This is a genomic window from Microbacterium sp. C5A9 (assembly GCF_022627955.1).
Taxonomy (GTDB): domain Bacteria; phylum Actinomycetota; class Actinomycetes; order Actinomycetales; family Microbacteriaceae; genus Microbacterium.
This window is the reverse complement of sequence record NZ_JABXGD010000008.1, coordinates 126,768-148,125: the sequence shown is the minus strand read 5'-3', so window position 1 is coordinate 148,125 and position 21,358 is coordinate 126,768. Positions and strand designations below refer to the sequence as shown.

The 21,358-nt window shown below is 69.4% G+C and carries 22 protein-coding genes; 19 read left to right on the top strand and 3 right to left on the bottom strand.

The window, feature by feature from the left end; translation table 11 throughout:
* The first annotated feature begins 111 nt into the window (after nt 1-111).
* Both trpD and HWD99_RS15690 read left to right on the top strand, forming a co-directional pair.
* Nucleotides 112-1,176: an anthranilate phosphoribosyltransferase gene (gene trpD, locus HWD99_RS15695; RefSeq protein ID WP_241797123.1), complete on the top strand. Its 1,065-nt coding sequence runs from the start codon at nt 112-114 to the stop codon at nt 1,174-1,176.
* 8 nt (nt 1,177-1,184) lie between these two features.
* Complete coding sequence (locus tag HWD99_RS15690; protein WP_241797122.1) at nt 1,185-2,171, top strand: PHP domain-containing protein; 987 nt, start codon at nt 1,185-1,187, stop codon at nt 2,169-2,171.
* Nucleotides 2,172-2,185: 14 nt separating this feature from the next.
* Here HWD99_RS15690 and HWD99_RS15685 read toward each other — a convergent pair whose 3' ends face one another.
* Entirely contained in the window at nt 2,186-3,121 is a 936-nt protein-coding gene (locus HWD99_RS15685; protein ID WP_241797121.1) for a 5'-3' exonuclease, read from the bottom strand.
* Nucleotides 3,122-3,330: 209 nt separating this feature from the next.
* On the opposite strand from HWD99_RS15685, the gene rpsA reads away from it, so the two are divergent.
* From rpsA to HWD99_RS15640, 9 genes are all read left to right on the top strand, one after another.
* The gene (gene rpsA / locus HWD99_RS15680) at nt 3,331-4,785 is read left to right on the top strand and encodes a 30S ribosomal protein S1 (protein ID WP_241797120.1); all 1,455 of its coding nucleotides are present in this window, start codon (nt 3,331-3,333) and stop codon (nt 4,783-4,785) included.
* A gap of 155 nt (nt 4,786-4,940) precedes the next feature.
* The gene (locus HWD99_RS15675; RefSeq protein WP_241797119.1) at nt 4,941-5,795 is read left to right on the top strand and encodes an ABC transporter ATP-binding protein; all 855 of its coding nucleotides are present in this window, start codon (nt 4,941-4,943) and stop codon (nt 5,793-5,795) included.
* A complete protein-coding gene (locus HWD99_RS15670) occupies nt 5,792-6,838 on the top strand; it encodes an aliphatic sulfonate ABC transporter substrate-binding protein (protein ID WP_241797118.1) in 1,047 nt (348 codons plus the stop codon). Before HWD99_RS15675 ends, HWD99_RS15670 begins: the two co-directional genes overlap by 4 nt.
* On the top strand, nt 6,835-7,695 hold the full coding sequence (locus tag HWD99_RS15665; RefSeq protein WP_241797117.1) for an ABC transporter permease: 861 nt from the start codon (nt 6,835-6,837) through the stop codon (nt 7,693-7,695). Before HWD99_RS15670 ends, HWD99_RS15665 begins: the two co-directional genes overlap by 4 nt.
* On the top strand, nt 7,686-9,698 hold the full coding sequence (gene acs / locus HWD99_RS15660; RefSeq protein WP_241797116.1) for an acetate--CoA ligase: 2,013 nt from the start codon (nt 7,686-7,688) through the stop codon (nt 9,696-9,698). The genes HWD99_RS15665 and acs overlap by 10 nt, the downstream gene beginning before the upstream one ends.
* Entirely contained in the window at nt 9,695-10,999 is a 1,305-nt protein-coding gene (locus HWD99_RS15655) for an O-acetylhomoserine aminocarboxypropyltransferase/cysteine synthase family protein (protein WP_241797115.1), read from the top strand. Before acs ends, HWD99_RS15655 begins: the two co-directional genes overlap by 4 nt.
* A complete protein-coding gene (locus HWD99_RS15650; protein ID WP_241797114.1) occupies nt 10,996-11,580 on the top strand; it encodes a CoA-binding protein in 585 nt (194 codons plus the stop codon). Before HWD99_RS15655 ends, HWD99_RS15650 begins: the two co-directional genes overlap by 4 nt.
* Nucleotides 11,581-11,612: 32 nt before the next feature.
* Nucleotides 11,613-12,212 carry a dephospho-CoA kinase gene (coaE, locus tag HWD99_RS15645; RefSeq protein WP_241797113.1) on the top strand — a complete coding sequence of 200 codons (600 nt, stop codon included), beginning with the start codon at nt 11,613-11,615 and terminating at the stop codon, nt 12,210-12,212.
* The gene (locus HWD99_RS15640; protein ID WP_241797112.1) at nt 12,209-13,420 is read left to right on the top strand and encodes an MFS transporter; all 1,212 of its coding nucleotides are present in this window, start codon (nt 12,209-12,211) and stop codon (nt 13,418-13,420) included. The genes coaE and HWD99_RS15640 overlap by 4 nt, the downstream gene beginning before the upstream one ends.
* 30 nt (nt 13,421-13,450) lie before the next feature.
* Here the strand turns inward: HWD99_RS15640 and HWD99_RS15635 are convergent, their stop codons facing one another.
* Entirely contained in the window at nt 13,451-14,059 is a 609-nt protein-coding gene (locus tag HWD99_RS15635) for a DUF4126 domain-containing protein (RefSeq protein ID WP_241797111.1), read from the bottom strand.
* 65 nt (nt 14,060-14,124) lie between these two features.
* Between HWD99_RS15635 and uvrB the strand changes: the two genes are divergently transcribed.
* Together uvrB and HWD99_RS15625 are read left to right on the top strand one after the other, a co-directional pair.
* A complete protein-coding gene (gene uvrB / locus HWD99_RS15630) occupies nt 14,125-16,197 on the top strand; it encodes an excinuclease ABC subunit UvrB (protein WP_241797110.1) in 2,073 nt (690 codons plus the stop codon).
* A 36-nt stretch (nt 16,198-16,233) separates the two neighbouring features.
* Nucleotides 16,234-16,566 (top strand): TfoX/Sxy family protein, encoded by a 333-nt coding sequence (locus HWD99_RS15625; RefSeq protein ID WP_241797109.1) that lies wholly within the window; start codon nt 16,234-16,236, stop codon nt 16,564-16,566.
* Between the two features lie 33 nt (nt 16,567-16,599).
* Here the strand turns inward: HWD99_RS15625 and HWD99_RS15620 are convergent, their stop codons facing one another.
* Nucleotides 16,600-16,842 (bottom strand): hypothetical protein, encoded by a 243-nt coding sequence (locus HWD99_RS15620; protein WP_241797108.1) that lies wholly within the window; start codon nt 16,840-16,842, stop codon nt 16,600-16,602.
* A gap of 45 nt (nt 16,843-16,887) precedes the next feature.
* Here HWD99_RS15620 and HWD99_RS15615 point away from each other — a divergent pair, with 45 nt between their 5' ends.
* Genes HWD99_RS15615 through HWD99_RS15590 form a run of 6 tightly spaced genes read left to right on the top strand, consistent with a single transcriptional unit; the run spans nt 16,888 to nt 21,301 of the window.
* Nucleotides 16,888-17,331 (top strand): MarR family winged helix-turn-helix transcriptional regulator, encoded by a 444-nt coding sequence (locus tag HWD99_RS15615; RefSeq protein ID WP_241797107.1) that lies wholly within the window; start codon nt 16,888-16,890, stop codon nt 17,329-17,331.
* Nucleotides 17,332-17,352: 21 nt separating this feature from the next.
* Nucleotides 17,353-18,084, top strand: coding sequence for a DUF4129 domain-containing protein (locus HWD99_RS15610; RefSeq protein ID WP_241797106.1), 732 nt, complete (start codon nt 17,353-17,355; stop codon nt 18,082-18,084).
* Nucleotides 18,081-18,566, top strand: coding sequence for a hypothetical protein (locus tag HWD99_RS15605; RefSeq protein ID WP_241797105.1), 486 nt, complete (start codon nt 18,081-18,083; stop codon nt 18,564-18,566). Before HWD99_RS15610 ends, HWD99_RS15605 begins: the two co-directional genes overlap by 4 nt.
* 1 nt (nt 18,567) lies before the next feature.
* On the top strand, nt 18,568-19,533 hold the full coding sequence (locus tag HWD99_RS15600; protein ID WP_241797104.1) for a MoxR family ATPase: 966 nt from the start codon (nt 18,568-18,570) through the stop codon (nt 19,531-19,533).
* Nucleotides 19,530-20,789 (top strand): DUF58 domain-containing protein, encoded by a 1,260-nt coding sequence (locus HWD99_RS15595; RefSeq protein ID WP_241797103.1) that lies wholly within the window; start codon nt 19,530-19,532, stop codon nt 20,787-20,789. Before HWD99_RS15600 ends, HWD99_RS15595 begins: the two co-directional genes overlap by 4 nt.
* On the top strand, nt 20,786-21,301 hold the full coding sequence (locus HWD99_RS15590) for a hypothetical protein (protein ID WP_241797102.1): 516 nt from the start codon (nt 20,786-20,788) through the stop codon (nt 21,299-21,301). Before HWD99_RS15595 ends, HWD99_RS15590 begins: the two co-directional genes overlap by 4 nt.
* The last annotated feature ends 57 nt before the right edge of the window (nt 21,302-21,358 follow it).

Genomic DNA, 21,358 nt, shown 5'->3' with positions numbered 1-21,358 from the left:
AGAAAACACTGCGAATCCTCGGTGAATCCGCGGGAAACGGGGGATGCTGCGCTCAGGACCACTCGTGCGGAAGAGTCTGCACGTTTTCCCTGCGCCGATAGGATCGCACACATGGCTGATTCCCTGACCTGGTCCGATGTGCTCACCACTCTTCTGGAGCGTCGTGACCTCAGCGTCTGGGAGTCCACGTGGGCGATGCGCCGGATCATGCGCGGCGACGTGACGGAGGCGCAGCTCGCGGGGTTCCTCGTGGCGCTGCGCGCCAAGGGGGAGACCATCGACGAGATCGTCGGCTTCCGCGACGCGATCCTCGAAGCGGCCGTCCCCCTTCCCGTCTCTCCCGACGTGCTCGACATCGTCGGCACCGGGGGCGACCGCGTGGGGACCGTGAACGTCTCGACCACCGCAGCGGTCATCATCGGTGCGACGGGCGTGCCTGTGGTCAAGCACGGCAACCGCGCGGCGAGCTCGTCGTCCGGCTCGTCCGACGTGCTCAGCGCGCTGGGGCTCGAGCTGACGCTCGACCCCGCATCGGTCGCATCCATCCTCGACCGCACGGGCATCACGTTCGCATGGGCAGGCGCGTTCCACCCCGGGTTCAAGCACGCGGGCGCCGTGCGCGCCGAGCTCGGCGTGCCGACGGTCTTCAACATGCTCGGTCCGCTGTGCAACCCCGCGCGCGCCGAGGCCAACGCGGTCGGCGTCGCGCAGCTCGAGCGGGTGCCGCTGATCACCGGGGTGTTCCGCACTCGGGGGGCGACAGCCCTGGTCTTCCGCGGCGACGACGGTCTCGACGAGCTGACGACGACCGGGCACAGCCGCATCTGGGAGGTCACCCGCGGTGACATCCACGAGCATGATCTCGACCCGCGCGACCTCGGCATCCCTCTCGCGGACCTCAGTGACCTCATCGGAGGATCCCCGGAGCACAATGCGGAGGTGCTGCGTCGAACCCTCTCGGGCGAGATGGGTCCGGTGCGGGACATCGTCCTGCTGAACGCCGCGGCGGGCATCGTCGCGTACGAGCTCTCGCAGGATGCGAATCAGGTGCAGCGCCCCATCCTCGAGCGGCTGCGCGAGGGATATGCCCGCGCTGCCGCCGCGGTCGACGACGGGCGCGCGGCCGCGAAGCTCGACGAATGGATCGGCGTGAGCCGGGAACTCGCCACCGCGTAGGCGCAGACATGGACCCGGTCGCCGCGCTGCTCGAGATCGCCTCGCTGCTCGAACGTGAGCGGGCATCGAGATATCGGGCGAAGGCGTTCCGTCAGGCGGCAGCCGCTCTGCAGCAGCTGCCGGACGACACGCGCACGGACCCGGCGGCCCTCCGCGCGGCCAAAGGCATCGGAGAGTCGACGTTCGCCGTCATCCGGCAGGCGCAGGGCGGCGAGATCCCCGACTACCTCGTGGAGCTCCGCGGCGAGGTCGAGCCGGAGATCGTGTCGGACCTGAGGGGGAAGCTCCGCGGCGACCTGCACGCGCACACGGACTGGTCGGACGGCACGACGCCGATCCCGGTGATGGCTGCCGCGGCGCGAGCGCTCGGGCACGAATATCAAGCGATCACGGACCACTCGCCGCGGCTGAGGGTCGCGCGAGGGCTGTCCGCCGAGAGGCTGCGGGAGCAGATGCCGCTCGTGAGGGCCGAGTCGGGGGAGGGCTTCACCCTTCTCGCCGGCATCGAGGTCGACATCCTGGAGGACGGAGCCCTCGATCAGGAGGACGCGCTGCTCGGCGAGCTCGACATCGTGGTGGCATCCGTGCATTCGAAGCTGCGCATGGACGCGCGGCCGATGACCGCCCGCATGATCGCGGCGGTCTCGCACCCCCGGGTGAACGTGCTCGGGCACTGCACAGGGCGGCTCGTCCAGGGCGATCGGGGCACGCGTCCGGCGTCTGCCTTCGATCCGCACGCGGTGTTCGCCGCGTGCGCGGAGAACGGCGTGGCCGTCGAGATCAACTCGCGACCCGAACGGCAGGATCCGCCGGACGAGCTCATCGCGATCGCACTCGAGGCGGGATGCCTGTTCTCCATCGACTCCGACGCGCATGCGCCGGGCCAGCTGTCGCTGCTGGATCACGGGGCCGCCCGCGCGGAGCGCGCCGGAGTGCCGGCCTCCCGGATCATCACGACCTGGGGGTTGGAGCGCCTTCTCGCCTGGGCCGGGTGACGCGCGCGGAGCGGTCAGTCGCCCGTCGTCGCCACCGCGGCGATCGCGCGGGTCATCGAGGTGCCGAGGTTCCAGGTCTCCGCGACCGCCGTCGCCGCATCGACCTCGGCCGGATCGAGCGGACGGAGCGGGGTGTCGGGGGCCGCGATGTCGAGATCGGTCGCGACGGCCACGACGGTCGGCGCCACATCGAGGTAGTCCGTCGCCGCGAGGACCTTGGCGCGTACGCCGGCGCTCATACCCTCGCCGGCCTCTGCGGCCGCGCGGATGCCCGCGAGATCGCCGTGCGTCTGCAGCAGGGTGGCCGCGGTCTTCTCGCCGACCCCCGCGACGCCGGGCAGACCGTCCGATGCGTCGCCGCGCAGGGTGGCGAAGTCGGCGTACTGGCTCGGCAGCACCCCGTATTTGGCCACGACGACCGCATCCGTGACGATCTCGAGGTTGCTCATGCCGCGGGCCGTGTAGACGACGCGCACGTCTCTCGCGTCGTCGACGAGCTGGAACAGGTCGCGGTCGCCCGTGACGATGTCGACGGGCATCGTCGCGTGGGTGGCGAGGGTGCCGATGACGTCGTCGGCCTCGTGCTCCGCGACGCCGATGATCGGGATGCCGAGCAGTCCCAGTGTCTCGCGGATCAGGGGGATCTGCGCCTCGAGCGGATCCGGCACCTCCTCGACGTCGGGCCCGGACGACACGACCTCCACCACGCGATGCGACTTGTAGCTCGGGATCAGATCGACTCTCCACTGCGGGCGCCAGTCGTCGTCCCAACACGCCACGACGTGGGTCGGCTCGTACAGCGTGACGAGCTTCGCGACGATGTCGAGGAGCCCGCGTGCGGCGTTGATCGGGGATCCGTCCGGAGCCGTCACCTTGTCCGGCACCCCGTAGAACGCTCGGAAGTAGAGGCTTGCGGTATCGAGCAGGAGCAGCTTGTCGGCGCGAGGCATGAGCTCAGTCTTGCAGTGCAGGCCCGGCGCCGTCATCATCGACCTCCACCACGGCGCGAGATCTGATAGCCTGAAGTGTCACTCGTGGCGTGCATGTGCATGCCCTCGTGGCATCGAACACCCCATCAATCGCTGTGAGGCATGCTGTCGGACGTGCGCGTCCGTTGCCCCGCAGCCCGAGACTCCATTCAACAAGGACAACCCACTACATGACTACCGCAACGACCGCCCCGGCCACCAAGCAGGTCGCCATCAACGACATCGGATCTGCTGAGGACTTCCTGGCCGCGGTCGAGAAGACCCTGAAGTTCTTCAACGACGGCGACATCATCGAAGGCACGATCGTCAAGATCGACCGCGACGAGGTCCTGCTCGACGTCGGCTACAAGACCGAGGGTGTCATCCCCTCGCGCGAGCTCTCCATCAAGCACGACGTCGACCCCAACGAGGTCGTCAAGGTCGGCGACGAGGTCGAGGCTCTCGTTCTCCAGAAGGAGGACAAGGAAGGCCGCCTGATCCTCTCCAAGAAGCGTGCTCAGTATGAGCGTGCCTGGGGAGACGTCGAGAAGATCAAGGAGAACGACGGCGTCGTCACCGGCACCGTCATCGAGGTCGTCAAGGGTGGCCTCATCGTCGACATCGGCCTCCGTGGCTTCCTCCCGGCCTCGCTCATCGAGCTGCGCCGCGTCCGCGACCTCACGCCGTACCTCGGCCAGGAGATCGAGGCGAAGATCCTCGAGCTCGACAAGAACCGCAACAACGTGGTCCTGTCGCGTCGCGCTCTGCTCGAGCAGACGCAGTCCGAGTCGCGCACGACGTTCCTCAACAACCTGCACAAGGGTCAGGTCCGCAAGGGTGTCGTCTCGTCGATCGTCAACTTCGGTGCGTTCGTCGACCTGGGCGGCGTGGACGGCCTCGTGCACGTCTCCGAGCTGTCCTGGAAGCACATCGAGCACGCCTCCGAGGTCGTCGAGGTGGGCCAGGAGGTCACCGTCGAGATCCTCGAGGTCGACCTCGACCGCGAGCGCGTCTCCCTGTCGCTGAAGGCGACGCAGGAGGACCCGTGGCAGGTCTTCGCCCGTACCCACGCGATCGGACAGGTCACGCCGGGTAAGGTCACCAAGCTCGTCCCGTTCGGTGCGTTCGTGCGCGTCGCAGACGGCATCGAGGGCCTCGTCCACATCTCCGAGCTCTCCAGCAAGCACGTCGAGCTCGCGGAGCAGGTCGTGTCGGTCGGCGAAGAGGTGTTCGTCAAGGTCATCGACATCGACCTCGAGCGTCGCCGCATCTCGCTCTCGCTGAAGCAGGCCAACGAGTCGGTCGACCCCAACGGCACCGAGTTCGACCCGGCTCTCTACGGCATGCTCGCCGAGTACGACGAGAACGGCGAGTACAAGTACCCGGAGGGCTTCGACGCCGAGACCGGTGCGTGGAAGGAAGGCTTCGACGCTCAGCGCGAGGCTTGGGAGCAGGAGTACGCTGCAGCCCAGGCTCGCTGGGAGGCCCACAAGGCTCAGGTCACCAAGGCGGCCGAGGCCGAGGCTGCGGCCGGTGAGGACTTCGGCGGCCAGACCTTCTCGAGCGACACCACCGGTGCGGGCACGCTCGCTGACGACGAGGCACTCGCGGCTCTGCGCGAGAAGCTCTCGGGCGGCAACGCGTAAGCATCACACTCAGGAACGGGCCGTCATCCTTCGGGATGGCGGCCCGTTCCGCTTTTCCCGGCGACATCGCGGGGGACCCGGCGCAGCCCCGTGCTTCGTGACCGAACATTACGACGCGGTTCGTCACGGTCCGCGCTCTCGGCCAGCATGAGAACATGACCTCCCTGCTGACTTCGCACGCGTCGACGCGCGTGCCGGCGACCTCAGGGGCAGCGCAGGCCGTGAGTCTGGCAGACGTCGAGCGCTCGTTCCCGCTTCCGAAGGGCACGCGTCGGGTGCTCCGCGGTGTCGATGTCGAGGTCACCGCGGGCGAGATCATCGCCATCGTCGGTCCGTCCGGCTGCGGCAAGTCGACCCTCCTCCGTCTCGTCGGCGGACTGGATGCTCCGACCCGCGGCAGCATCCGCCTCGACGGCGCCGCGGTCGCCGACGCCGATGAGCGCACCGCCATCGCGTTCCAGGAGCCGCGGCTGCTGCCCTGGCGATCCCTCGCCCAGAACGTCGCCCTGGGGCTGCCCCGGCGCACACCTCGCCGTGAGGGGATCGTGCGCGTCGAGGAGCTGCTCCACCTGGTCGGACTCGATCATGCCGCGGACCAGCGTCCGCGCGAGGTCTCGGGCGGTATGGCGCAGCGCGCCTCGCTCGCCCGTGCTCTCGCGCGCAACCCCGGCGTCCTCCTCCTCGACGAGCCGTTCGGTGCGCTCGACGCGCTCACGCGTCTGCGCATGCACGACCTGCTCCTCAAGATCCATGCGGCCGAGCCGACCACCATCCTCCTGGTCACGCACGACGTGGAGGAGGCGCTCTACCTCGCCGATCGCGTGCTGCTGCTGCGCACGCTCGGCGACGATTCCGCCGAGGAGCAGACGTCGATCGCGCAGACGATCGTCGTCCCCGGCATCCGTCCCCGCGACCGCGCCGATCGCGGCCTCGCCGAGCTTCGCGCCGACCTGCTCGAAGGTCTCGGCGTCGACACCCACCACCGCACGTCCCCCGAGGAGAACCGATGAGCACCATCACCCGCCGAATCATCCCCGCGATCGCCGTGGCCGGGACGATGATGCTCGTGGCGACCGGCTGTGTCGCGGGAGAGAACGCCCCGGCGTCGGACTCGTCCGCCGGTGATGCCGCCGCCACCGACGAGTGGTCGTCCGACTCGCTCTCGATCGACTTCGCCACCTACAACCCGCTCAGTCTCGTCGTGCGCGACCAGGGGATCCTCGAGGAGATCCTGGGCGATGACGTGGCCGTCGAATGGGTCCAGTCCGCGGGGTCGAACAAGGCGAACGAGCTGCTGCGCTCGGGTTCGATCGACGTCGGCTCGACGGCGGGGTCGGCTGCACTGCTCGCCCGCGCGAACGGATCCCCGATCCATGTGATCGACATCTACTCGCAGCCCGAGTGGGCGGCCATCGTCGTCGGACCCGACAGCGACATCGCCTCGGTGGAGGACCTCGCCGGCAAGTCGGTGGCCGCGACCAAGGGCACCGACCCGTACTTCTTCCTGCTCCAGGCGCTCGACGAGGCGGGTCTCTCGGTCGGCGACGTCGAGGTGCAGAACCTCCAGCACGCCGACGGTCGTGCGGCGCTCGACGGCGGTTCGGTCGACGCCTGGTCCGGACTCGACCCGATCATGGCGGCGGCTGAAGTGGAATCCGGCGACACCCTGATCTACCGCAACGTCGACTTCAACTCGTACGGCTTCCTGAACGCCACGGAGGAGTTCATCACCGATCACCCCGACCTCGCGCAGGCGGTCGTCGATGCGTATGAGCAGGCGCGGGAGTGGGCGCTGGAGAATCCCGACGAGACGGCCGCACTGCTCGCGGAGGTCGCCGGCATCGACATCGACGTGGCGACGACGGTGATCCAGGAACGTTCCAACCTCGATGTCAGCGGAGTTCCCGGCGACGATCAGATCGCGGTGCTCGAGAAGATCGCTCCCGTGCTGGTCGAGTCCGGAGATGTGCAGGGCGGTGCGGATGCCGTCGACGAGGCGCTCTCGACGATCGTCGACGACACGTTCGCGAAGAAGGCGGTCGGAGACGAGTGACCATCCCGGATCAGCGCGTCGTCGTTCCGGCCGACACCAGGGACGCTCTCGATTTCGCCAAGGGCGTCCGCCGGAGTGCCGAGGTCGGCGCCCGTCGCGTCTGGGATCGTCCGGCCGTGCGGATCATCGGCGGATTCCTCCTCCCCGTCATCATCCTGATCGCCTGGCAGGTCGTCACGACGACCGGCATGGTGCCGCCCTACCGTCTGCCGGCGCCGGGGGCGGTCTTCACCGCCGGGGTCGAGCTCGCTCAGCGCGGCGAACTCTGGACCCACATCGCGATCTCGGTGCAGCGCGTGCTGCTCGGATTCGCGATCGGATCCGTGATCGGTCTCGCCGCGGCAGGCATCGTCGGGCTCTCCCGCATCGGCGACGTGCTGCTCAGCCCCACGCTGGCAGCCGTGCGCGCCGTGCCCTCGCTCGCCTGGGTGCCGCTGCTCATCCTCTGGATGCAGATCGGTGAGGAATCCAAGGTCACACTGATCGCGATCGGGGCGTTCTTCCCCGTGTACACGACGGTCGCCTCGGCTCTCCGCCATGTCGACCCGCAGCTGGTCGAGGCCGGGCGGTCGTTCAGCCTGCGCGGATGGTCGCTGTTCCGCACGGTGCAGCTTCCCGCGGTCGTACCCTCCGTCGTTGCCGGTCTGCGCCTCGCTCTCGCGCAGGCATGGCTGTTCCTCGTCGCGGCCGAGCTGATCGCCTCGTCCATGGGGCTGGGATTCCTGCTGACCGACTCGCAGAACAGCGGTCGTGTGGACCGCATCCTGCTCTCGATCGTTCTGCTCGCCGTTCTCGGTACCGTCACGAACGGCATCCTGGCGCTGGTCGAGAAGTACCTGCTCCGTCGATGGGTGTGACCGTGTCCGAAGCCCGACTCCTCGAGAATCGCAGCTACCCGGCAGCTACCGCGTTCGCCGCGCAGGCCAACGTGACCGGCGAGGCTTACGCGCGTGCCGCCGCCGATCCGACCGCCTTCTGGGAACAGGCCGCTCGACGCCTCGACTGGGCGGAACCGTGGCACACGGCGCACGAATGGGAGCCGCCGACAGACGGTGCGGTGCCCGCCGCGCGCTGGTTCGTCGGGGGCCGCCTCAACGTCGCCGCCAACTGCGTCGACCGGCACGTCGCCGAGGGCCGCGGTGACAAGGTCGCGCTGCACTTCGAGGGAGAACCCGGCGACCGGATCTCGGTCAGTTACTCGGATCTCCAGCGCCGCGTGTCCCAGGCCGCGAACGCGCTGATCGCACTCGGCATCGAGCCGGGCGACCGCGTCGTGATCTACCTGCCGGTGCTCGTCGAGACCGTCGTGATCACGCTCGCCTGCGCCCGGATCGGTGCTGTGCACTCGCTGGTCTTCGGGGGTTTCTCCGCCGAAGCCGTGCGATTCCGTCTCTCCGACACGCGCGCGAAGCTCCTCGTCACGAGCGACGGACAGTTCCGACGCGGCACCGCGACCGAGGTCAAGTCCACGGCCGACGTCGCGGCCGCCGACCTGCCCGATCTCGAGCACGTCCTGGTGCTCCGCCGCACCGGGCAGCCGGTGCCGTGGACGGAGGGGCGGGACGTCTGGTGGCACGATGTCGTCGACACCGCCGACACCGAGCACGAGGCGCAGTCCTTCGACGCCGAGCATCCGCTCTTCATCATCTACACCTCGGGCACGACGGGGAAGCCGAAGGGGCTCGTCCACACGTCCGGCGGCTACCTGACGCACGCGAGCTGGGCGCACTGGGCGCACTTCGATGCGAAGAACGACGATGTGCACTGGTGCACCGCTGATCTCGCGTGGGTCACGGCGCACACCTACGAGATCTACGGCCCGCTCTCGAACGGCCTCACACAGGTCATCTACGAGGGGACGCCGGACACGCCGGATCGTGAACGCCACCTCGAGATCATCGAGCGCTACGGGGTCACCGTGTACTACACGGCTCCCACTCTCATCCGCACCTTCATGACGTGGTTCGGCGACGACCTGCCCGCAGGACACGACCTCTCGACCCTCCGCCTTCTCGGCACCGTGGGCGAGGCGATCAACCCTGAGGCGTGGATCTGGTTCCGCAGGAACTTCGGCGGCGACCGACTTCCCGTGATCGACACCTGGTGGCAGTCCGAGACGGGGGCGGCGATGATCGCGCCGCTGCCCGGTGTGACCACGCTCAAGCCCGGCTCGGCATCGGTACCGCTGCCCGGCATCGACGCGGCCGTCGTCGACGACAACGGCGACGAGGTGGCGGCGGGACGGTCGGGCACGCTCGTGATCCGTCGGCCCTGGCCGGGGATGGCGAGGACCGTCTGGGGCGACCCGCAGCGCTACCGCGACGCCTACTGGTCGGCCTATGCGGGGCACGGCGAGTTCGGCGGCTTCTACGTCGCGGGCGACGGCGCCACCCGTGACGCCGACGGCTACGTCTGGATCCTCGGGCGCCTCGACGACGTCGTCAACGTGTCGGGTCACCGACTCTCGACGATCGAGATCGAATCCGCTCTCGTCGCGCACGACACCGTCGGCGAAGCGGGCACGGCCGGTGTATCGGACCCGGTGACGGGACAGGCCGTCGTCGCCTTCGTCACCCCGTCAGGGCGATCCGACGTCTCGGTGCAGGACCTGCGAGGACAGGTCGCGACCGCGATCGGTCCCGTCGCCAAGCCGAAGCACATCGTCGTCGTGCCCGACCTGCCGAAGACCCGTTCGGGCAAGATCATGCGGCGACTGCTCGCGCAGCTCTGGGAAGCCGAACAGGACCGACGGGCAGGACGCGCGCCCGTGCCGCTCGGGGACACCACATCTCTGCAGAACCCGTGGGCCGTCGACGACATCGCCGCCGTGCTCGAGAACGCTGAACTGAGGACATCATGACGGAAGAACATCGCTTCGGATTCCGGACGAGGGCGCTGCATGCCGGCGGCACCCCCGATGCCGCCACCGGCGCCCGCGCGGTGCCGATCTACCAGACCACGTCGTTCGTCTTCGAGGACGCGGCGGATGCGGGCAACCTCTTCGCTCTGCAGAAGTACGGCAACATCTACTCCCGCATCGGCAACCCTACGGTGGCGGCGCTCGAGGAGCGTCTGGCCTCGCTCGAGGGCGGGATCGGTGCCGTCGCCACCGCGTCGGGCATGAGCGCCGAGTTCATCACGTTCGCGGCCCTCGTCGGAGCGGGTGACCATGTCGTGGCCTCTGCCCAGCTCTACGGCGGCACGGTGACACAGCTCGATGTGACGCTTCGCCGCTTCGGCGTGGAGACGACGTTCGTCCCCTCCACCGACCCGGCCGACTTCGCCGCCGCGATCCGCCCCGAGACCAAGGTCGTCTACGTCGAGATGATCGGCAACCCGTCGGGCGAGATCGCTGACATCGAGGGGCTCGCCGAGGTCGCGCACGCGGCGGGGGTTCCGCTCGTCGTCGACGCGACGCTCGCCACGCCGTACCTCGCGCGTCCGCTCGAGCACGGCGCCGACATCGTCATCCACTCGGTGACCAAGTTCCTCGGTGGTCACGGAACGACGCTCGGGGGAGTGGTGATCGAGAAGGGGACGTTCGACTGGGGAAGCGGCCGATTCCCGCAGATGACCGAGCCTGTCGAGTCGTACGGCGGCATCAAATGGTGGGACAACTTCGGCGAGTACGGGTTCCTCACCAAGCTCCGCACGGAGCAGCTGCGTGACATCGGACCCGCACTGAGCCCCCAGTCCGCGTTCAACCTGCTGCAGGGGATCGAGACGCTGCCGCAGCGGATCGATGCGCATCTCGCCAACGCCAGGATCGTCGCGGACTGGTTGGACTCCGATCCTCGCGTCGAATATGTGACGTGGGCGGGCCTCGCGGGGCATCCGCACCATGAGCGAGCCGCGAAGTACCTGCCGCTCGGGCCGGGCTCGGTGTTCGCCTTCGGGGTCAGGGCCGACGACGGACGCGCGGCGGGAGAGGCGCTCATCGAGAACCTTCAGCTCGCCTCGCATCTGGCGAACATCGGAGACGCGCGGACGCTCGTCATCCACCCGGCATCCACGACGCACCGCCAGCTCACCGAGGCGCAGCTCGCGGCAGCCGGCGTGCGCCCCGATCTGATCCGCATCTCGGTCGGACTCGAAGACGCCGATGACATCATCTGGGACCTCGATCAGGCCCTCACGACCGCGACAGGAGCGAACCGATGAGCGCCACCGACACCGGATCCGCGTCATCCTGCGCGCTTCCTGCGCCCGCCGACACCGTGGCGTGCGAGCTGCCCGGCGCGGCGACGACGGTGCCAGGGCGCACGTGGGTCGGCCCCGGCCAGCAGTCGCGGTTCGCGCTGCTTCGGCGATCCGCCTCGGTCGCGATCGTCGGCGCCTCGAACAACCCCGCGCGTGCGTCGTACTTCGTCGGCACGTACCTGCTGTCGAGCTCGTCGTACGACGTCTACTTCGTCAATCCGCGTGAGACCGAGATCCTCGGGCAGCCGGTCTACGCCTCCCTCGCCGACCTCCCGGTGGTTCCCGACATCGTCGACGTCTTCCGTCGGCACGACGACCTGCCGGGCGTCGCGCAGGAGGCTGTCGACGTCGGCGCGCGGGCGCTGTGGCTGCAGCTCGGGTCGTGGAACGAGGATGCCGCTGCGATCGCGGAGGACGCGGGGCTGTCCGTCGTCATGGATCGGTGCATCAAAATCGAGCACGCGCGATTCCACGGAGGACTTCATCTCGCCGGGTTCGACACCGGGGTGATCAGCTCGCGTCGGCAGCTGCTCGGCCGCTGAGCCTGCGGAGCGCGGAAGCCTAGACTGACGGGATGCCACTCATCGCGCTCACCGGCGGCATCGCGTCGGGGAAGTCGACCATCGCACGCCGGCTCGCCGAGCACGGAGCGGTCGTGGTCGACGCCGATCAGATCGTCCGTGACGTGCAGGCCCCGGGATCGCCCGTTCTCGCTGCCATCGCCGAGACGTTCGGCGCAGAGGTGATCGCCGAGGACGGCTCGCTCGATCGCGCGGCGCTCGGGGCCATCGTGTTCGGGGACAGGGAGCGGCTGGGACAGCTCAATGCGATCGTCCATCCCGCCGTCCGCGCCGAATCGCAGCGACGCTTCGACGAGGCCTCGCGCCGCGACCCTCAGAGCGTGGTCGTGTACGACGTGCCGCTCCTCGTCGAGGCGCGGGTGGACGACCCGTGGGATCTGATCGTCGTCGCCCATGCCCCTGCCGCGGTCCGGCGGCGACGTCTCGTCGACCTGCGCGGGATGAACGACTCGGAGGCTGCGGCTCGGATCGACGCCCAGGTGTCTGATGAGCGGCGGCTGGCCATCGCCGACGAGATCATCGACACCGCGGGTTCGCTCGACGAGACGATCGCGCAGACGGATGCCCTCTGGGAGCGGATCACGTCGAGGTGACGTTCTCCGGTCACGCGCCCGGTTCCCCCGAGTACCGACGGCTGATCGTCGGACTCTTCTTCGCCGGCATCGCGACCTTCGCGCAGCTCTACTCGCCCCAGGCGGTCCTCCCAGCGCTGTCGGTCGACCTGGGCATCGCACCGGCGGCGGCCGCGCTCACCGTGTCGGCGGCCACGCTCGGGCTGGCCGCGGCCGTCATCCCCTGGTCGATGGTCGCGGATCGTCTGGGCCGGGTTCAGGCCATGGCGATCGGCGTGCTCGCGGCGACCGCGCTGGGGCTGCTGGCGCCGTTCAGCACAGGGCTGGAGATGCTGCTGGCTCTGCGTCTCCTCGAGGGCATGGCGCTCGGGGCGGTGCCCGCCGTGGCACTCGCGTATCTCAGCGAAGAGGTGCGGGCGCGTCACGCGGCGGCGGCGGCGGGGAGCTACATCGCAGGCACGACGGTGGGGGGACTGGTCGGGCGCATCGTGTCGGGGATCGTCGCCGAGCAGGTCGGGTGGCGTGCCGGGATGTGGACGGTCGCCGGCGTGTGCGCTCTCGCCGCCGTGCTGTTCCTGTGGCTCACGCCCCGGGCTCGAGGCTTCGTTCCCGGGAGACATCGCGGACACGCCTCGTCGGGGATGTCTAACCGGTTGCTGACCCCGCTGCGCTCGGCGCCGCAGCTCGCTCTCTACGCCCAGGGGTTTCTCCTCATGGGGGCGTTCGTGGCGGTGTACAACTACCTGGGGTTCCACCTCGCGGCGCCCCCGTTCGCTCTTCCGGTCTGGATCGTCACCCTGCTCTTCCTGGCCTATCTCGCCGGCACCGTCTCGTCGCCCTGGGCGGGCACGCTGGCCTCTCGGGTGGGGCGGTACCCGGTGCTCCTGGCGTCGATCGCCGTGATGGCAGCGGGAGCCGTGGCGATGCTCGCCCCCGTCACCCTCGTGGTGCTCGCCGGCCTCCTGCTCTTCACCGGAGGCTTCTTCGGGGCTCACGCGGTCGCCTCGGGGTGGGCGCCGGCGGCGGCGGATTCCGATCACCGGGCACAGGCATCGTCGCTGTACTACTTCGGCTACTACGCCGGGTCGAGTCTGTTCGGCTGGGCGCTGGGCATCGTGTTCGGTGCAGCCGACTGGATGTGGTTCATTGTCGCGATCCTCGCGATGTGCGCGATCGCCGCCGCGATCGCCTCCTCCGCACTGCGTAAGACGCCCGACGGTCGGGGCTGAGTCCTCAGCCTCGACGTCGCCTCGGCGAGCTCACGTCGCCCGGCCCACGCGATGACGCTCACGTCGCAGGCGGGCCCGCCGACGGACGACGACGATCACGGCGACGACGAGACCGACGAGCAGCGCAGCCGCGAGGATCGGCACGACGATCGCGGCCGCCGCGAGAGCGAATGACGTGCCGTCTTCGGCCGCGCTGAGGACGGGGGCGGCGAGGCCGCCCGTCGCCGCGTTGGCGGTGACACGCGCCGTCGCCTTGACGATGTGGACCACGAGCGCGACGGCGATGCCGACGACCACGGGAACCCACTGGTGGTCGGCGAAGAACGCGGCAGGATCGTCGATGGCGACGGTCTGCGCGCCCGATCCCGCCCCGAACGCGATGCCCCCGGCCGCCGGACGCAGGATGCTCTGGACGATGTCGTTCATCGAGTCGAGGGCGGGGATCTTGTCGGCGATGATCTCGAGGAGCAGCAGGGCCCCCACGATCCACAGGGCGAGATCGCTCGACAGCCATGCCCACGCGGGCGGCAGCTCGACAGCGGGCAGCAGACGATCGGCGAGACCGAGCAGGAACAGCGGCATCCACGCGTTGAGGCCCGCCGACGCTGCGAGGCTGGTGCCGATGATGAGCTCGATCACGCCCCCACTCTAGGCGGGGCCTCCGACACGGCCCGGATGTCGGTGGCCCCGCCTACGCTGGAGGTATGCAACCCACGCGCAGTGTCCGTCCGTTCGAGGTCATCAGCGAGTACGCGCCGGCCGGCGACCAGCCGAAGGCCATCGCCGAGCTCGCATCGCGCATCAACGCCGGCGAGACCGACGTCGTGCTCCTCGGTGCGACGGGTACCGGAAAGTCGGCGACGACCGCCTGGCTCGTCGAGCAGGTGCAGCGCCCGACCCTCGTGCTGGCGCACAACAAGACCCTGGCCGCCCAGCTCGCCAACGAGTTCCGCGAGCTCATGCCCAACAACGCGGTCGAGTACTTCGTGTCGTACTACGACTACTACCAGCCCGAGGCGTACGTGCCGCAGACCGACACCTTCATCGAGAAGGACTCGTCGATCAACGCCGAGGTCGAGCGTCTCCGCCACTCGACCACGAACTCGCTGCTCAGCCGCCGCGACGTGATCGTGGTCTCCACCGTGTCGTGCATCTACGGTCTCGGCGCACCGGAAGAATATCTTCGCGCCATGGTCGCCCTGCAGGTGGGGGAGCGGTACGACCGTGACGCGCTCATCCGGCAGTTCATCGCCATGCAGTACAACCGCAACGACGTCGACTTCTCGCGCGGCAACTTCCGCGTGCGCGGCGACACGATCGAGATCATCCCGGTGTACGAAGAGCACGCGATCCGCATCGAGCTGTTCGGCGATGAGATCGAGGCGCTCTACTCCCTGCACCCTCTCACCGGCGAGGTCATCGAGAAGCTCGATGCGGTTCCGATCTTCCCCGCATCGCACTACGTCGCGGGAACCGACGTGATCCAGCGGTCCATCGGCACGATCGAGCATGAGCTCGAGGAGCGGCTCACGGAGTTCGAGCGTCAGGGCAAGCTGCTCGAAGCCCAGCGCCTGCGGATGCGCACGACCTTCGACCTCGAGATGCTGCAGCAGCTCGGCTTCTGCTCCGGGATCGAGAACTACTCGCGGCACATGGACGGTCGTCAGCCCGGCGAGCCGCCTCACACGCTGCTCGACTTCTTCCCCGACGACTTCCTGCTCGTGATCGACGAGTCGCACGTGACCGTGCCGCAGATCGGAGCGATGTACGAGGGCGACGCGTCGCGCAAGCGCACACTGGTCGACCACGGGTTCCGCCTGCCGAGCGCGATGGACAACCGGCCGCTGCGCTGGGACGAGTTCAAGAACCGCATCGGGCAGACCGTGTACCTGTCGGCGACGCCCGGCAAATACGAGATGGGCATCGCCGACGGCGTGGTCGAGCAGATCATCCGTCCGACGGGCCTGGTCGATCCGCACATCATCGTGAAGCCCTCCAAGGGACAGATCGACGACCTGCTCGAGGAGATCAGGGTGCGCGTCGAGCGCGATGAGCGTGTGCTCGTCACCACTCTCACCAAGAAGATGTCCGAGGAGCTCACGGACTTCCTGGGGGAGCACGGAGTGCGGGTGCGGTACCTGCACTCCGATGTCGACACCCTCCGTCGTGTCGAGCTGCTCAGCGAGCTGAGGGCCGGCGTGTACGACGTGCTCGTCGGAATCAACCTCCTCCGTGAGGGACTCGATCTGCCGGAGGTGTCGCTCGTCGCGATCCTCGACGCCGACAAGGAGGGCTTCCTGCGCTCCGGCACGTCTCTCATCCAGACGATCGGACGCGCGGCCCGAAACGTGTCGGGCGAGGTGCACATGTACGCCGACAAGATCACCGACTCGATGGCCAAGGCGATCGAAGAGACCGACCGTCGTCGCGAGAAGCAGATCGCCTACAACACGGAGAACGGGATCGATCCGCAGCCTCTGCGCAAACGGATCGCCGACATCACCGAGGTGCTGGCGCGTGAGGGCGCGGACACGGCCGACATGATGGCGAACCGCGGTCGCGCGACGGGAAAGGGCAAGTCGCCGACGCCGAACCTTCGACGCACGGGCATCGCGGCCGAGGGCGCTCAGCAGCTGGAGGCGGTGATCCAGGACCTGTCCGACCAGATGCTCGCCGCCGCGGCCGAGCTCAAATTCGAGCTCGCCGGTCGACTGCGCGACGAGGTGCAGGACATGAAGAAGGAGCTGCGGGCGATGGAGCGGGCCGGGCACGCCTGAGGCTGACACCGAGCGTCAGAGAGCGGAAGGAACGAGATGGACGCGGCAGGAGAAGAACTCGCCGACCGCGTGCGCGCGCTGCTGACCATCGACTCCGATGTCGAGGAGAAGCGGATGTTCGGCACGCGCGCGTTCCTGCTCGGCGGGCACATCCTCGTCGGAGCGCGGAACGGCGGAGTGCTCCTCGTGCGGGTGGACGAGGAGCACGGTGCCACGCTGATCACGCGGTCCGGCGTCGCCACCGCGGTGATGGGGCCGCGGACGATGGGAACGGGCTGGCTGGATGTGTCGCCCGCCGCTCTCGCGACCGACGATGACCTCGCCTTCTGGCTCGATGTCGCGCGAGAAGACGCTCCGCATCCGAGCTGACACCACGGGGGTCGCGCGGGTCGCATCGGCGGGTCAGGGGCAGTGCACCAGTGTCTTCGGGCCCGAGCGGTCGATCTCGTGTGCACTCATCGCGGCGCCGCACAGCGGGCACGCGCGCTCGGCGCGTTCGGTGGCGGTCGGCGGGGGAGTCTTCTCATACGGACCGACCGACGCGGGTCCCGCGAACCGGATGAGGTTCGAGTTGATCCACGCGTACAGGCCGCCGGCCTCCCGGATCCGGGAGCGGAGAGGAGCGCGATCCTTCGGGTGTGCCATGTTGCTTAGTGTACTAACCATTAGTGCCGTTGTATAGTCGATGCCGTGACGGCATCCGACGATCTGCTCCAGCTGGACAATCAGCTCTGCTTCGCCCTGGTCACGGCTGCCCGGAACGTCGTGGCGATCTATCGGCCCATCCTGGAGCCGCTGGGTCTCACGCATCCGCAGTACCTGGTCATGCTGGCCCTGTGGGAACGCTCGCCGCGCCCGCTCCATGACCTCGCCGCCGACCTCGCGCTCGAGCCGGCGACGGCCTCGCCCCTCGTGAAACGGCTCGAGGCCGATGGACTGGTGGCCAGACAGCGCAGCGCGCAGGATGAACGGCGCCTCGAGATCACGCTGACCGACGCCGGGCGAGCGCTGCGCGATCGTGCGCTCGACGTCCCGCGGCAGGTCATGGCCGCGGTCGGCATGGACCTGCAGCAGATCGCCGCCCTCCGCGACGGGTTGTCGGCTTTCGCGGGTCGCCGTCCGATCCAGGGATGACTGCGACATAGGGTGTTGGGCATGCCGCGCCCCCACTCGACACGTCGCACGGGCGGGGGTGTCCGAGCGGTCGGGCTGGTGGGTGCGGTCGTCGTGCTCTTCACCGTCGCCATGATCGCCGCGACCGTGCAGGGAGCGCCGACCTTCCGTCCCGACTCGCTGTTCACCCCGGCCCCTGCCGAGCCGATGCCGACGACGGATCCTGCGGGCACCGGGCTGCCGGAGGACGTCGAGATGGACCCGACCGGAGCCGCGATCGCGCAGACCCTCGGGATCATCCTGATGGTCCTCGTGGGCGCCGCGCTGATCGCCCTGCTCGCGCTGATCGTCCGGACTCTGATCCGAGCGTGGCGCGACAGACCGCTCCGACGTCGAGATGCCGCCGAAGTGTCCTCCGCGCTCGCGGGGATCGATGCGACCCCGGAGTCGGATGTCGCCATCCCGGTGATCCGGCGCGGCATCGTCGGCGCACTGCGGGCGATCGAAGACACGGCCGCCCCGTCCGATGCGATCGTGGCGGCATGGGTCGGTCTCGAGGAGTCGGCAGCGGATGCCGGGGTTCGGCGCGCGACGAGCGAGACGCCCGGCGAGTTCGTGCTCCGCATCATCACCCTGCGGGCAGGAGTCGCCGACGAAGCCGCTCAGCTGCTGGACCTGTACGAGCGCGTGCGGTTCGGAACGCATGTCGCGTCCGAGCACGACCGCGACACCGCGCGGCATGCCCTCCGGCGGATCGAGGGGGTGTGGCGATGACGCTCCGGGGGAGCCTCGTCGCGACAGGCCTCGTGATCGCGGTCGCGCTCGCTCTGATCGCCTTCGGATTCACGTGGCCCTTCGTCATCGGGTGGAGCATGCTCGCGGGAGCGGCCGCGCTTCTGGCGCAGCTCGCGATTCCCGTCGAGCCCGGCTCCGACGCCCCGCACATCGCCGCCGAGCGCGAACGTCGTCCGACGGAGATCTCACGGATGTCGTGGGCGCTGAACACGCACACGGGCCTCGCCGGCCAGCAGATCACGAAGCGGGTCCGCGACATCCTGCGCCATCGCCTCCTGCGGCGGGGAGTAGACCCCGACGACGCCGCCCACCGCGAGGCGGCCGCAGCGCTGCTCGGTCCCGACCTCTGGGCTCGGCTGACCGGCCCGAGGACCACCATCGCCGACATCGAGCATGCGCTCGACGCGATCGATCGCCTTGCGCCCGATCGCACCCCGCCGCCCCCTCGATCAAGGAGCTGACATGACCACCGCCAGAGAGATCGCCGACACCGGAGCACAGATTCTGACGGCCGTCCGCACCGTCGTGGTCGGCATGGACGATCCCCTCGAGATCGCCCTGGCCTCGATCCTGGCCGGCGGGCACGTCCTGTTCGAGGATGTTCCGGGCCTGGGGAAGACCCTGGCCGCCCGAAGCCTCGCCTCCGCGCTCGGCCTCTTCTTCCGGCGGCTCCAGTGCACCCCCGACATGCTCCCGGGCGATGTGACGGGGTCCTACGTCTACGCACCGGATTCCGGCGAGTTCGTCTTCCGCCCCGGTCCGATCTTCACCGGCCTGCTGCTCGCCGACGAGATCAACCGCACCACTCCCAAGACGCAGTCGGCGATGCTCGAGGCGATGGCCGAGCGGCAGGTCACCGTCGAGGGGAACAGTTTCCCGCTGCCTGCGCCGTTCCACGTCATCGCGACCTCGAATCCGATCGAGTTCGAGGGCACGTACGCCCTCCCCGAGGCGCAGCTCGACAGGTTCATGGTCCGTCTCTCGATCGGCTACCCCGAGGCGGAGGGCGAGGCGCAGATCCTGCAGAATCGCGTGCTCCGGCAGGAGGAGGCCACGCATGTACCGTCCGTCGTCGATGCGCCCCGCCTCGCCGAGCTCCAGGCGGCGGTGGAGGCCATCCACGTCGACCAGGACATCACCCGATACTGCGTAGAGATCGTACGCGCGACGCGGGGAGCGCCCCAGGTCGAGGTCGGGGCGTCGCCGCGCGGCTCGCTCGGTCTCGTGCTGCTGGGTCGCGCACTGGCGGCGCTGGACGGCCGGGACTTCGTCCGTCCCGACGACATCAAGCGGATCGCCGTGCCCGTCCTGGCGCACCGTCTCACGCTCACCCCGCAGGCATGGTCGCAGGGAGCATCCGCCGCTGACGTGGTGCGATCGGTCATCGGCCAGGTCGCTGTCCCGCCGACCGTGCGGGCGCTCGGATGACAGACCGGAGCACGGATGCCCGCTGGAGCCCGTCGCTGGCTGTCGCGGTCGGCGGCGCCGTGCTCCTCGCGGTGATCGGGCTGCTGTTCTCCCGTCCGGACATCGTCGCGATGGGGCTTCCACCGGCGCTCTGGAGTGCGTTCGCCCTGGCACGGGGGACCACGGGAGTCGGCGCCCGGCCGACGGTGGAATCGCTGCCGGCGGGCGACGGAGAGCTGCGCACGTCGATCACCGTCGCCAGCGATGCGGATGCGGTCGAGGTCGTCATCGTCCAGTCGGAGCGTCGGACCCGTCGCGTGTTCGTGCCGGGGCGGGGGAGCCCGATCGTCGCGCGCAGCCGAGTGCCGCATTCGGGACCGGGCGTGCCCGTGCAGGCGGCGACCCGCGGGCTCGCGTTCGACGGGGCGGTGCTGGGGGCAGCTTCCGAGACGGTGGCAGACCGGCGGCAGGTGTCGCCGTCGCTCATCCCCATCGACGACGTGCCTCTTCCGCGACGGCTGACCGGGCTGCACGGCGCTCACGAGGGGCGCAGACCGGGGCAGGGCGGAGACTTCCGAGACATCCACGCCTTCGCGCCCGGCGACGAGCTGAGGCGGGTCGATTGGCGGGCGACGGCGAGGATGGCGCGGCGGCCGGGCGATCTCCTCGTGCGCCGGACGCACACTCTGAGCGATGGCTCCGTCGTGATCGCCATGGACACCTCGGAGGACCTCGGCGAGGTGGTCTCGATGTGGGGAAGCGGCGACTTCGAGCGCAGTGGCGTGACGTCTCTCGACAATGCTCGTCAGGCGGCCAGGGCGATCGCCGTCGCGACGGTCGCCGACGGCGATCGCGTCGCCCTGCACGTGCTCGTGAACGGGGGACGCTCGCTGCGGAGCGGGAGCGGATCGCGGCATCTCGCGCGCGTGGAGGCCGCGATCGCCGCGACGGGACAGGCGCGCGAAGACGCGAGCTTCCGCAGGACCCCGCACGTGCCTCACGGCTCCGTCGTCTTCGTGCTCTCGGCGTTCTTCGAGGGCGCCGCCGCGCAGACGGCCCTGCTGTGGCGCGCGAGCGGTCATCGGGTGATCGCCGTCGATGTGCTGCCCCGTCTGGACCGCACGCGGCTGAACCGTCAGCAGACGATCGGCCTGCGCACCGTGCTGGCAGAGAGGGAGAACGTCTTCTCGGATCTCGAGGGTGCGGGGGTCGAGTTGGTGACCTGGGCGGACGATCCGGCCGCTGTGCTGGCGAGTATCGCGGGGGTCCGACGATGAGAACGGCGAACGACTCGCTCGAGACGGCGCCCGCGGTGTCGTGGCTGGTCCTGCGGATGGCACTCGTCGCCGTCGCGGCCGCCGGTGCGTTCCTGCTGTGCCCGCTGGTCGGCTGGCAGTGGACGGCGGTGATCCTCGCGCTGCTCGGCGCGGTGCTTCCGCCCACGTTCGGCGCATGGGGCGCGATCGCGTGCATCGTGATCGGGATGCTCACCTCCGAACCCGATCTCGGTCGGGCGATGCTGGCCGTGCTCGTGGTGCACCTCCTGCACGTGCTCACCTCGCTCGCCCTGGTCGTTCCGCGGGGGTCGCGCATCGTGCTCGGTGCCCTGCGGCGCAGCGCGGTGCGTGTTCTCGTCGTGCAGGCGATCGCGCAGCCGGTGACCGTCGCCGTCATGCTCGGCACGGCGGGCGCGACGCCGGCGCTGCCGTGGGCCGTCGCCGCATCCGCGGGAGCCGTCGTAGCGGCTGCGGTGCTGCTGATCGTCGGCGCCAATCGCGGCACCCGCTGAACACGGACCTCTTCCTGTGAGGCCTCACGGAGCCAATGTCCGTGGCCCCTCGTAGAC